The 12,084-nt window shown below is 56.9% G+C and carries 9 protein-coding genes and 1 pseudogene; 6 read left to right on the top strand and 4 right to left on the bottom strand.

What is annotated here, in order from left to right; genetic code table 11:
• The first annotated feature begins 78 nt into the window (after window positions 1-78).
• Entirely contained in the window at window positions 79-786 is a 708-nt protein-coding gene (locus WE862_RS13310) for a substrate-binding periplasmic protein (protein WP_042032111.1), read from the top strand.
• 97 nt (window positions 787-883) lie between these two features.
• Here the strand turns inward: WE862_RS13310 and WE862_RS13315 are convergent, their stop codons facing one another.
• Together WE862_RS13315 and WE862_RS13320 are read right to left on the bottom strand one after the other, a co-directional pair.
• Window positions 884-1,999, bottom strand: a complete 1,116-nt coding sequence (locus tag WE862_RS13315) for a glycosyltransferase family 9 protein (RefSeq protein WP_042032050.1) — start codon at window positions 1,997-1,999, stop codon at window positions 884-886.
• A gap of 70 nt (window positions 2,000-2,069) precedes the next feature.
• Window positions 2,070-2,951, bottom strand: a complete 882-nt coding sequence (locus WE862_RS13320) for a LysR family transcriptional regulator (RefSeq protein WP_042032051.1) — start codon at window positions 2,949-2,951, stop codon at window positions 2,070-2,072.
• Between the two features lie 156 nt (window positions 2,952-3,107).
• Between WE862_RS13320 and WE862_RS13325 the strand changes: the two genes are divergently transcribed.
• The 4 genes and pseudogenes from WE862_RS13325 (at window position 3,108) to pflB (ending at window position 10,074) form a co-directional block, all read left to right on the top strand.
• Window positions 3,108-4,541 (top strand): glycoside hydrolase family 1 protein, encoded by a 1,434-nt coding sequence (locus WE862_RS13325; RefSeq protein ID WP_021231363.1) that lies wholly within the window; start codon window positions 3,108-3,110, stop codon window positions 4,539-4,541.
• A 201-nt stretch (window positions 4,542-4,742) separates the two neighbouring features.
• Window positions 4,743-6,503, top strand: a complete 1,761-nt coding sequence (ycaO, locus tag WE862_RS13330) for a 30S ribosomal protein S12 methylthiotransferase accessory factor YcaO (RefSeq protein WP_042032052.1) — start codon at window positions 4,743-4,745, stop codon at window positions 6,501-6,503.
• A 392-nt stretch (window positions 6,504-6,895) separates the two neighbouring features.
• Window positions 6,896-7,744, top strand: a complete 849-nt coding sequence (gene focA, locus WE862_RS13335; protein ID WP_041210327.1) for a formate transporter FocA — start codon at window positions 6,896-6,898, stop codon at window positions 7,742-7,744.
• A 46-nt stretch (window positions 7,745-7,790) separates the two neighbouring features.
• A pseudogene (gene pflB, locus WE862_RS13340) lies at window positions 7,791-10,074 on the top strand (formate C-acetyltransferase).
• 337 nt (window positions 10,075-10,411) lie between these two features.
• On the opposite strand, the gene WE862_RS13345 reads toward pflB, so the two are convergent.
• Both WE862_RS13345 and WE862_RS13350 read right to left on the bottom strand, forming a co-directional pair.
• Window positions 10,412-10,846 carry a YcgN family cysteine cluster protein gene (locus tag WE862_RS13345; protein ID WP_042032055.1) on the bottom strand — a complete coding sequence of 145 codons (435 nt, stop codon included), beginning with the start codon at window positions 10,844-10,846 and terminating at the stop codon, window positions 10,412-10,414.
• 255 nt (window positions 10,847-11,101) lie between these two features.
• Window positions 11,102-11,587, bottom strand: coding sequence for a cell division inhibitor (locus WE862_RS13350; protein ID WP_042032056.1), 486 nt, complete (start codon window positions 11,585-11,587; stop codon window positions 11,102-11,104).
• 230 nt (window positions 11,588-11,817) lie between these two features.
• Here WE862_RS13350 and WE862_RS13355 point away from each other — a divergent pair, with 230 nt between their 5' ends.
• Window positions 11,818-12,015 carry a DUF4250 domain-containing protein gene (locus tag WE862_RS13355; RefSeq protein WP_042032057.1) on the top strand — a complete coding sequence of 66 codons (198 nt, stop codon included), beginning with the start codon at window positions 11,818-11,820 and terminating at the stop codon, window positions 12,013-12,015.
• The last annotated feature ends 69 nt before the right edge of the window (window positions 12,016-12,084 follow it).

Raw genomic sequence — 12,084 nt, forward strand, 5'->3', positions numbered from 1 at the left:
GGCTCAGAGGTGGCAGAAGTGGATGGAGTCGCGGCCATGGGGGTTGGTATGAGGATCGCAATCCTGTGGGGATTGCTGATGTGGCAGAGTGTCTGGGCGGCGCCAGCGGCCGAGTTGAAGCTGGTCTATTTTGACGACTTTGCCCCATATTCGTGGCGTGACGAACAGGGTAAGATGCGCGGGCTGATGATCGATGTGATGGATCGGGTGGCAGCGCAGATGGGGCTGCGGGTGCGCCATGAGGGCTATCCGTGGCAACGGGCGCAGAAGATGGTGCGTCTGGCGCAGGCCGATGGTTTTGTGACCGTTGCCACCCGCGAGCGGCGCAGCTATACCCTGGTTGTGGAAGAGCCGGTCACGACGACGACCCTGACGATATTTACGCCGCGTGCTCATTCCCATATGCAGGCGTTCCTGCAAGCCAAGCGTCTGGGGGATCTCAAGGCGTTCACCTTTCTCGACTATCTGGGCAATGGCTGGGGCAAGGAGAACCTGGCCAGCTTCACCGTTCATCAGACCATCAATGTTGATAACGTCTTCAAAATGCTGGCTGCGGGTCGGGGGGATCTGATGGTGACAGACCCACTTGTCGCACGCTTCAAACTCAACAAGCTGGGGCTGGCCAATCAGGTGGTTGAAGTTCCACTCGTGCTTGACTCGACTCCGTTCAATCTCTGCATCGGCAAACACTCCCGCTTCAATACCCGGCTCACCGAGTTCAACAGGGCTTTGCAGCAGTTGCGACAAAGTGGCGAACTGGCGCGCATTGAAGCCCGCTATCGTTGAACCCTGATGACACAAGTCGTTGCAACCTGGGGGCTAGAAACGAAAGAGGGAAGGCGCAAGCCTTCCCTCTTCGCTGCATCCACGACAAGCACCGGGATTAGCACGCTTGCTGCAGATTGAGTGGCTGGGGGGCGGATTGTTTGATTAACAGTGGCGCGGACGGCAGTGATGGGCGCTCACGCTCCAGCACCCTGTTTAGCCACTGGCGGTCGAGGGTGATCTGGTTGCGATCAGTCACCACCAGATTGTGATGCTGGGCTCCGAGGCAGCCGTAGTGGCGCGGATCTGTCTGGGTAAAGAGGCCAAGACAAGGGACACCACTGGCGGCGGCCAGATGCAGCGGCCCGGTATCGCAGCTGACAAAGAGGGAAAGTCCGGCGGTGACGGCTGCAAATTCGCACAGACTGGTGAGCGAGAGGGTGGCATCGCCGACCAGAGGCAGTGGCGCTGCCGGGTCGTTGAACTGGAGCATCACAGCGTCGGGAGCTTGCCGGCGCAATTGGGCCAGCAGTCGTTGCCATTGGATGGGGGAGAGCCCCTTGCCTTTGCGGGCGCCGGTAAAAAAGCCGATAAGCGGTTGCCCCGGGTGTGCTCTGGCCAGCTCCGCCAGCTGGGGATGGCGGGTCGCCATGGGCAGCCCCAACGCTATCTGCTGCTCGGGGCCTGCATCCACACCCAGCAGGCGCAGCGGGCGGTAGGCGTAGTGGCGATCTTCTTCGATGGGTTCCGGACGGGCGAAGATCGCATCCCCCTTGGCATCGTCAAATCCCCGTTTTTCGCAGCCGCGCACCCAGGCGGCCAGCAGGTGGTCGGTGCTGGAGGCAAACGGCACATAGACCCGGTCGTAACGCTGTTGGCGCAGTTGCCAAAGGGCGGGCAGGGCGCTGATCAACCCTTTCCCCTGCAATCTGATCAGATGAATGCGGTGCAGGTTGAGGGCAGTAAACAGGGGGAGCAGTGGCCCCTTGCTGCAAACCAGCTCGATCTCGGCGCCGGGGTGGGTCTTTTGTACTTGCTGCAGGAAGGGGAGCAAAAAGAGGTTGTTGCCAATCCGGTTGTTGCTGCGTACCACAAGAATGCGGCGAGGGGGCGCTTCACCGGGTGGGAGCAGGGAGCCTCGGGCCAGCCAGGCGAGGAGCGAGCGCTCGATGCCGGATGTCCATTGGCGACGCTGACCGTCGAAGCGGCGCAGTATGTCTCTGACTTTTTTCATGGGGGCGTACTCGGGCTGAGAAGAATGCCCCCTAAATAGACACAGGGATTCTTAAGAAATTATTAATTTTTTAATCAGGAAGGGGATTTTCCCCTGTTATGTGATCGGTAACCGTCTGCCAGAAGGCGTCAGCCAGTGGCGAGTGACTATTTGGCGGACGGATGAGGCCAATCGCCCAGCATGCCTCGCTCTCCGTTAAAGGCAGGGTGATCACATCCGGGTGCTCTATGGTGGTGGAGGAGGGCACCAGGGTCCAGGCGATCTCTGCGGCGGCGGTGGCGACGCCCGCTGCAAAGTCATTGACGTACTGGATCCCCTGAAAGCGCAATCCGCTCTGGGCCAGATAGTTCATCAGGTGATCGTAAAACGACGGAGCCTTGTCCCGGCGCAGGATAGCCAACGGCTTGTCCACCAGATCGGCCAACTCTCTCACCTCCCTATAGCTGGCGGGCAGCACGGCAACAAAATGGGCTCGTTCGACCGACATGGCGTGCCACCCCTTGGGGGCGGGCAGGCGGCAAAAACCGAGATCCAGCTTGCCCTCGCTTAACGCCAGCAACTGGTGGTGGGTGGAGAGATCGTTGAGCTCAATGGTCACCTGCGGTCGCTCGGCGCGAAAGCGGGCGATGACCGCAGGCACCAGGATCTTGGTAGCGACGCCAAAACCGATACGCAGGGTGCCTACGTTGCCCGCCAGCACATCGCGGGCGGTGCGCGAGAGCTGCTCGCTTTGGATAACCAGGGTGCGGGCATCCTCATAAAGGGCTCGCCCCAGCACAGTGAGGCGGGTGGTGCTGGCGTTGCGCTCGAACAGTTCGCCGCCCAGCTCCTCCTCCAGCCGCCTTATCTGCTTGCTCAGTGCCGACTGGGTGACATGCTGGCGTACCGCTGCCTGACCGAAATGCAGCACTTCGCCCAAGGTGACGAAGGCCTTCAGATCCCGTAGCTCCACAGTAGCTCCTTCATTCCTTGCGGGAATATTGAATGGTCACATTTGTCATTGGACGGAATTCTAGAACTGTTCGATGCTATTGCCAATTCAATTGGGTGCCGCCAGCCGGCGCAATCTAGGTGGCCTGGACCACCGCCGCAGAAGGAGCAACACCAGATGCATCACCACAAGTTCAACGACTTCCCGAGCGATTTTCTGTGGGGCGCCGCCTCCGCCGCCTATCAGGTGGAGGGGGGTTGGAATGCCGATGGCAAGGGACCCTCGGTGTGGGATCTCTTCACCAAATTGCCGGGCAAGACCTTTGAGGGGAGCAACGGCGATGTGGCGGTGGATCACTACCACCGCATGGAGGAGGACGTGGCACTGATGGCCGAGATGGGGCTCAAGGCTTACCGCTTCTCGGTGAGCTGGCCGCGCATCTACCCCACAGGTCGGGGGGAGGTGAACGAGGCAGGTCTGGCCTTCTACGAGAAGCTGATCGACACCCTCTTGGCCCACCAGATCGAGCCGGTGCTGACCCTCTACCACTGGGATCTGCCGCAGGCGCTGCAGGATGAGTACGGCGGTTGGGAAGACCGACGCATTATCGAGGATTTCGAGCGCTACTGCGTGACCCTCTATCAGCGCTTTGCCGGCAAGGTGAAGTACTGGGTGTCGCTTAACGAGCAGAACTACAACCTGACCAACGCCTATCAGCTCGGCACCCATCCGCCCGCCGTGCAGGATCGCAAGCGCTTCTTCGCCGCCAACCACATCGCGTTTCTGGCCAATGCCCGGGTCATCAAGGCGTTTCGCCAGCATGTGCCGAACGGCTTGATTGGCCCGAGCTTTGCCTATTCCCCTGCCTATCCGGCGTCGTGCGACCCGAAAGATATGCTGGCCTATGAGAACGCCGAGGAGTTCAACAACCTCTGGTGGCTGGATGCCTACTGCTTTGGCCGTTATCCGCAGGCGGCGCTCGCTTACTTGCGGGAAAATGGCGAGGCGCCCGAGATCCTGCCGGGCGATATGGAGTTGCTGCGCGAAGGGACGCCCGACTACATTGGCGTCAACTACTACTACACCCTGACCTACACCGATAACCCCTTGGGCGGTCAGACCCTGCAGCGCATCAACACCACCGGCAAGAAGGGCACCACGCCATCGAGCGGCATTCCCGGCCTCTACAAGACGGCGCCCAATCCGCACCTTGAGACCAGCAACTGGGATTGGGCCATCGACCCGACCGGGATGCGCATCGCGCTGCGTCGCCTCTCTTCCCGTTACGGTTTGCCGCTGATGATCACCGAGAACGGCCTTGGCGAGTTCGACAAGCTGGAGGCGGGCGACAAGGTGAACGATGAGTACCGCATCGATTATCTGCGCAGCCACGTCAAGGCGTGCCAGGAGGCGATGCAGGACGGGGTGGAATTGCTCGGCTACTGTGCCTGGTCGTTCACCGACATCCTGAGCTGGCTCAACGGCTACCAGAAGCGTTACGGCTTCGTCTATGTGGAGCGTGACGAGCAGGGGGGCTCCCTTCGCCGGATCAAGAAGGCGAGTTTCCACTGGTACAGCCAGGTGATCGCCAGCCAGGGCAAGCAGCTCTGACGGTTTATCGCGTCGCGTAACAAGCGGGCCCGGGCAATCCCCGGGCCCGTTTGCTTTGGTTGCCATCTTTGGCCGAGAGGGGAGAGGGGGCCGGAAGTGGGGCGCATTGCTTGGCGTTTGCTGATTTTTGTCCTGCCAAAGCTGGCGACCCCTGCTATTATCTGCGGCCAAACATGAGCCAATAAAAATCAGGATATCGTGATGACTGACCACACTTTTATTCCCGGCAAGGACGCGGCGCTGGAAGACTCCATCGAATGCTTCCAGACCAAGCTGCAAGCTCTGGGCTTTGATATTGAAGAGGCCTCCTGGCTCAACCCCGTGCCGAACGTCTGGTCGGTGCACATCCGGGACAAGGAGTGCTCACTCTGCTTTACCAATGGCAAGGGTGCCAGCAAGAAGGCGGCACTTGCCTCCGCTCTGGGTGAGTATTTCGAGCGTCTCTCCACCAACTACTTCTTCGCCGACTTCTATCTTGGCGAGCAGGTAGCCAACGGCGATTTCGTTCACTACCCGAACGAGAAGTGGTTCCCCATCGAGGGGGAGCAACTGCCAGCCGGTCTGCTCGACAGCTTCACCCGCAAGTTCTACAACCCGGATGGCGAAGTGACCGCCGAGATGCTGGTGGATCTGCAATCTGGCAACGAGGAGCGCGGCATCGTCGCCCTGCCGTTCGAGCGCCAGTCCGATCACGAGACTGTCTACATCCCGATGAACATCATCGGCAACCTCTATGTCTCCAACGGCATGAGCGCCGGCAACACCAAGACTGAAGCGCGTACTCAGGCGCTCTCCGAGGTATTCGAGCGCCACGTGAAGAACAGGATCATCGCCGAGGCGCTGAGCCTGCCGCTGATCCCGAACGACGTGATTGCCCGTTATCCGGGGATTGCCGCCTCTATCGCGGCACTGGAAGCGGAAGGTTTCCCGATTTACAGCTTCGATGCCTCTCTGGGCGGCCGCTATCCGGTCATCTGCGTGGTGCTGCTCAACCCGAGCAACGGTACCTGCTTTGCCTCCTTCGGCGCCCATCCGCGCTTTGAAGTGGCCTTCGAACGTACCGTGACCGAGTTGCTGCAGGGCCGTGGTCTCAAGGATCTCGACGTGTTTGTGCCGCCATCATTCGACAACGAGCAGGTGGCGGATCACCACAACCTCGAGACCCACTTCATCGACTCTTCCGGCCTTATCAGTTGGGATCTGTTCAAGGAAGAGGCCGACTTCGAGTTTGCTGATTGGGATTTCCGCGGCACCTCGCAGGAGGAGTTCGACCACCTGATCGGCATCTTCCACGAGCTGGAGCAGCCGGTCTATATCGCCGATTACGAGCACCTGGGCGTCTACGCCTGCCGCATCCTGGTGCCCGGCATGTCCGACATCTATCCGGCCGAAGATCTGCTGCTGGCCAACAACACCATGGGGGCCCATCTGCGCGAGACCATCCTGGCGCTGCCATCACTTGATTGGGATGCCGAGCAGTATATGGCGTTGTTTGATCAACTGGACGAAGAGGGGCACGACGAGCGTACCCGCGTGCGTGAGCTGCTGGGCATCGCTGCCGCCAAGGGCACCGCGCTGCACACCCTGCGTGTTGGCGAGCTGAAAGCCATGCTGGCGCTGGCTGCCGGTGAGCTGGAGACTGCGCTGGATCTCATCGATTGGACCATGGAGTTCAACCAGTCGGTGTTCCCGGCCGAGCGTGCCAGCTACTATCGTGCCCTGCGCGCCTGCGTCGAGCTTTTCCTCGACGAGGAGCGCGACCCCGAGCAGTATCGTGGCGTCTTTACCCGTATGTATGGTGAGGATACGCTGGCACAGGCCTGGGCCAACGCCAGTGGCGAAGCGCGTTTCCACGGGCTGGAGGCGGCTGACTTGTCGCTTTCCCAATTCCCGCTGCACCAGAAGCTGCTGGCGGCTTACGAGAAGCTGCAAAAGGCCAAGCGTGCCCATCAGTGGTCATAAAGATACATTGACAATGTGCGAGTAAAGGAGGGGCCGGTTGGCCCCTTCTGTTTGATGCAGATAAGCGATGTCGTTGTTATTCAAAGATGAAATAAAAAACAAAAAATACCTCTAAGGGGGTTGCAGGCAGAGTAGGGGGCATGCTTGGGAACTGCAAAGATATCTTGCCAATGCATGGTTTATGTGGCGAACTATAAATTCTTTAAAATCATTACATTAAAAATCCAACACTTCTGTTTCAGCTGAAACCTGGTGTAAACTGGCGTAGCCATGCGGCTCAAATATTTGTAGTAAAATTACAATCGCACACTGATAAATTTGATCGATGTCAATTTTGGCCATTTGGCCCTTTGTTATGATTTCAACAGGCAAAACATTCAGGTAGATCATAATTGAAAGCTGAATCCCCATTCGATTGTCTCAAGCCCGAAGCCATCGCTGCACTGGCTGAAGACATCACCTACGCCAAGGCTACCAAGCCGGCATACAAGGTCATTCCACTGGCCATTACCGCAGGCGCTTTCATCGCCATCGCATTTATCTTCTACATCACAGTGACTACCGGAACCGGTTCCATGCCTTGGGGTATGGCCAAGCTGGTCGGCGGTCTCTGCTTCTCTCTCGGACTTATCCTCTGTGTGCTGCTCGGTGCCGAGCTGTTCACCTCCACCACCCTGACGCTGGTAGCCAAAGCGGCCAACCGGATCAGCTGGGCCCAACTGCTCAAGAACTGGGGGCTGGTCTACTTCGGCAACCTGATTGGCGGTCTGCTGATGGTGGCGCTGATCATCGTTTCTGCCGAGTACACGGCAGCGGACGGCCAGTGGGGTCTGAATGCCCTGAAAGTGGCTCAGCACAAAATTCACCACACCTTCTTCGAAGCGGTGGCCTTGGGTATCCTCTGTAACCTGATGGTATGTCTGGCTGCATGGATGGCATTTGGTGCCCGCAGTGCGACTGACAAGGTAGTGGTTATGCTGCTGCCGGTTGCCATGTTCGTTGCCTCAGGTTTCGAGCACAGCATCGCAAACATGTTTATGATTCCGGTTGGCATCGCTATCCATAGCGTGGCTGGCCCGGAGTTTTGGCAGGCCATCGGCCAGGATCCGGCAACCTTTGCTGACCTGACCGTATCCAACTTCGTCCTACACAACCTCATCCCTGTTACCATCGGCAATATCATCGGTGGTGGCGTGATGGTTGGTCTGACTTACTGGTTTATCTTCCGTCGTCATCATTAAGGATGATTGCGGGATACTACATCAATACCGTGTGAGGTAATGAAAAATGGCAGAACTTAACGAACAGTTCCAAAAAGCATGGGAAGGCTTCGCGGCCGGTGAATGGCAGACCTCTGTCAACACCCGTGACTTCATCCAGAAGAACTACACCCCGTATGAAGGTGACGAGTCCTTCCTGGCTGGCGCGACCGAAGCGACCACCAAGCTGTGGGACAAGGTCATGGAAGGGATCAAAATCGAGAACCGCACTCACGCGCCGGTCGATTTTGATACTGACCTGCCCTCCACCATTACCGCACACGATGCCGGTTATATCGATCAGAGCCTGGAGCAGATCGTTGGTCTGCAGACTGACAAGCCGCTGAAGCGCGCCATCATCGCCAACGGCGGTATCAAGATGGTTAAAACTTCTTGCGAAGTGTACGGTCGTCAACTGGATCCGATGGTCGAGAAGATCTTCACCGAATACCGCAAGACTCACAACCAGGGCGTGTTTGACGTTTACACCAAAGACATCCTGAACTGCCGCAAGTCTGGTGTTATCACCGGTCTGCCGGATGCCTACGGCCGTGGCCGTATCATCGGTGACTACCGTCGTGTTGCTCTGTACGGTGTTGACTTCCTGATGGCCGACAAACTGGCCCAGTTCAAGTCCCTGCAAGCTGACCTGGAAAACGGCGTCAACCTGGAAGCCACCATCCGTCTGCGCGAAGAGATCTCCGAGCAGCACCGTGCCCTGGCACAGATGAAGGTGATGGCTGCCAAGTACGGTTGCGATATCTCCGTACCGGCCAAGAACGCCAAAGAAGCCGTACAGTGGACCTACTTCGCCTACCTGGCGGCAGTCAAGTCCCAGAACGGTGCAGCCATGTCCTTCGGTCGTACCTCCAGCTTCCTGGATATCTACATCGAGCGTGACCTGCAAAAAGGCCTGATCACCGAGCAAGAAGCCCAGGAGCTGATGGACCACATGGTCATGAAGCTGCGTATGGTTCGCTTCCTGCGTACTCCGGAATACGATTCACTGTTCTCCGGCGACCCGATGTGGGCGACCGAGACCCTGGCTGGCATGGGCGTTGATGGCCGTACTCTGGTCACCAAGAACAGCTTCCGTATGCTGAACACCCTGTACACCATGGGCCCGTCCCCTGAGCCGAACCTGACCATCCTGTGGTTCCGAGAAGCTGCCGGTCGGTTTCAAGAAGTACTGTGCCAAGGTATCCATCGAGACCTCTTCCGTTCAGTACGAGAACGACGATCTGATGCGTCCGGATTTCAACAACGATGACTACGCCATCGCTTGCTGTGTATCCCCGATGATCGTTGGTAAGCAGATGCAGTTCTTCGGTGCTCGTGCCAACCTGGCCAAGACCATGCTGTATGCAATCAACGGTGGTATGGACGAGAAGCTCAAGATCCAGGTCGGTCCGAAAACCGAGATGGTCAAGTCCGAGTACCTCGACTATAACGACGTGATGGATCGTCTGGACCACTTCATGGATTGGCTGGCCAAGCAATACGTTGCTGCGCTGAACATCATCCACTACATGCACGACAAGTACAGCTACGAAGCCTCTCTGATGGCGCTGCACGACCGTGACGTATATCGCACCATGGCGTGTGGTATCGCTGGTCTGTCCGTAGCCGCTGACTCCCTGTCTGCCATCAAGTACGCCAAGGTCAAGCCGATTCGTGACGAAGATGGCGTTGCCATCGACTTCGAAATCGAAGGCGAATACCCGCAGTTCGGTAACAACGACGCTCGCGTCGATGACATCGCCTGTGACCTGGTTGAGCGCTTCATGAAGAAGATTCAGAAGCTGAACACCTACCGTGGTGCTGTTGCTACCCAGTCTGTTCTGACCATCACCTCCAACGTGGTATATGGCAAGAAGACCGGTAACACCCCGGATGGCCGTCGTGCCGGTGCTCCGTTCGGCCCGGGTGCAAACCCGATGCACGGTCGTGACCAGAAAGGTGCTGTTGCATCCCTGACTTCCGTTGCCAAGCTGCCGTTCGCTTACGCTAAAGATGGTATCTCCTATACCTTCTCCATCGTACCGAACGCACTGGGTAAAGATATGGAAGCCCAGAAAGCCAACTTGGCTGGCCTGATGGACGGTTACTTCCACCACGAATCCAACGTAGAGGGTGGTCAGCACCTGAACGTTAACGTGATGAACCGTGAAATGCTGCTGGACGCCATGGAAAACCCGGAGAAATATCCGCAGTTGACCATCCGCGTATCCGGTTATGCCGTTCGCTTCAACTCTTTGACCAAAGAGCAACAGCAAGACGTCATCACCCGTACCTTCACCGCCGCTCTGTAATCGAGTCGCAGTGAGCAAAAACCGGCGCCAAGGCGCCGGTTTTTTTATGTCCCCATCTTGCCGGATTGGAGGGTTTTGTTAGTCTGCCTCTGCCTCTGCCTCTGCCTCTGCCTCTGCCTCTGCCTCTGCCTCTGCCTCTGCCTCTGCCTCTGCCTCTGCCTCTGCCTCTGCCTCTGCCTCTGCTTGGCATGAGTCTGATTGTGAGGGGCGGGCATGTGCATCATGCCCGTCAAATCAACGTGAATACTCTACCCGGATGGGCAGCATGTCTGGCAGAAACAACAAGGGCCGCACCATGTGCAGCCCTTGTTGTGTCAGATATTGCAGATTGAGCGCGTTAGCTGGCCCAGGTGATGATGTGGTCAATCCATTCACCCGCCTCATCTTCGTGGATCACCTTGCCACGGACGGATTGTCCCGCTTGATGCATGGCTGAACGGCTACCGGTCAGCAGGGGATGCCACTCTGGCAAGGGGTGCCCTTCGGCAAGCAGGCGGTAAGCGCAAGTGGAGGGGAGCCAGTCATACTCGGCAATCTTGTCGTGGGTGATCTGCAGGCAATCCGGTTCTTTCTTGAAGCGGTTCATATAGTCGGAGCACTGGCAGGTTTTGGTGTTGAGCAGGTTGCAGGCTACGTTGGTGAACACCAGCTCTTCGGTATCTTCATCGATCAGCTTGTTGAGGCAGCATTTGCCGCAACCATCGCAGAGGGATTCCCATTCGGATTCAGTCATCTGCTGCAGACTCTTGGTCTGCCAAAAGGGGGCTTGCATCATACCGCTCACTTAATACACCTGATAAAACGCGTGGTTATACCCCTTGTCCCCCGGCATTTCAAGATGAGCGTACCAATGGTGAGAAAATATGAGTGAACTCGATATATTGCCTGGAGCCATAAGGTGCCTGAGTTGGCGTCATGTTCATTGTACCGTCTGCTTTAACCATCTCTTTCCAGACTCTTTGAGTGCCTATCAACTTCACTCGAGTGGGGGTGAAGAAGGTGCTATCAAGAGGAGCTCGACCCTGGCTCAGTGATTGAGATAGATATCCTGTTCGCCATAACTCAATCGTTTACCGTTCACAGCAATACGTTTGGCGCCAAAGAAGCAGGCCAATATGCCTGACTGCTGGCCAAGACGCTGCAATTTTGCGTGATCCAGCTCGATCTGTTCGGGCAGCCAGGTAAAGACCGCTGCACAATGCCCCTGACAAAGGCTGCGCTCCAGTGTCTGTTGCCAGTTCTTGATCTTCGGGCTGTGTACGATCAGCACCCGTTTCGGGTCTATACCACGCTCTTGCAAGCGGTTGGCTGCAGGGCGGCCGGGTGGGGCGATCAACAGGATCCATCCGGTATGGTTGTTACCGATGCGGGTCAATTCATCCAGAAACTGTTCGTCAGAGTGAATACGCACGTTGGCTGTGGCCGATCCCGCTTTACAAAGGATCCTTGTTGGCCATGGACGGCTGATGGTGCTGCTCATTGCGACAGAGGGAGAGTGCAGAGTCTGGTTCATATTCTTTATCCTGTATGAAAATACAAGCTGTATGCACATACAGTAGTTCTGTTCTGGGTACCTGACAAGCTGTTTTTAAAGAAATATGTGATCTCTACGATGTAAAGCTTCTGTAACTGATTGATTTTAAATGGATGAATAATCTATCTAAGGGTGGTGTTTTTTTGTTCTATGGACAAACGCTGGTGTACCACCCATGGTTATACAGGTCGTCAAGAGGAGGAGCCGAGATGGATATCAGCACTTTGCAGCGTCTGGATGCCAACATTTTGCTGGGCATCATCAATGAGAAATTGCGGCTTGAATGTGATGGGCTGGAGGAGTTGCTGGCCTATTACAACATGAGTGAGGAGCAGCTGGCGGTGCGGTTGGGCCAGATTGGATATCACTATGATCCTTTGAGCAATCAGTTCAAGGCACACACCTGATGGTGCAATGCAGGTTTCATATTTGCCTTGTAGCATATATCGGCGCATTGAAATCGCTTTCAATGCGCC

It is taken from the genome of Aeromonas jandaei, assembly GCF_037890695.1.
Taxonomy (GTDB): Bacteria; Pseudomonadota; Gammaproteobacteria; order Enterobacterales; family Aeromonadaceae; genus Aeromonas; species Aeromonas jandaei.

What these genes read in the sequence shown, in the direction of transcription:
- WE862_RS13310 (WP_042032111.1), top strand. Translation starts at nt 79, where the DNA reads ATGTGGCAGAGTGTCTGGGCGGCGCCAGCGGCCGAGTTGAAGCTGGTC.
- WE862_RS13315 (WP_042032050.1), bottom strand. Translation starts at nt 1,999, where the DNA reads ATGAAAAAAGTCAGAGACATACTGCGCCGCTTCGACGGTCAGCGTCGC.
- WE862_RS13325 (WP_021231363.1), top strand. Translation starts at nt 3,108, where the DNA reads ATGCATCACCACAAGTTCAACGACTTCCCGAGCGATTTTCTGTGGGGC.
- ycaO (WP_042032052.1), top strand. Translation starts at nt 4,743, where the DNA reads ATGACTGACCACACTTTTATTCCCGGCAAGGACGCGGCGCTGGAAGAC.
- WE862_RS13345 (WP_042032055.1), bottom strand. Translation starts at nt 10,846, where the DNA reads ATGCAAGCCCCCTTTTGGCAGACCAAGAGTCTGCAGCAGATGACTGAA.
- WE862_RS13350 (WP_042032056.1), bottom strand. Translation starts at nt 11,587, where the DNA reads ATGAACCAGACTCTGCACTCTCCCTCTGTCGCAATGAGCAGCACCATC.
- WE862_RS13355 (WP_042032057.1), top strand. Translation starts at nt 11,818, where the DNA reads ATGGATATCAGCACTTTGCAGCGTCTGGATGCCAACATTTTGCTGGGC.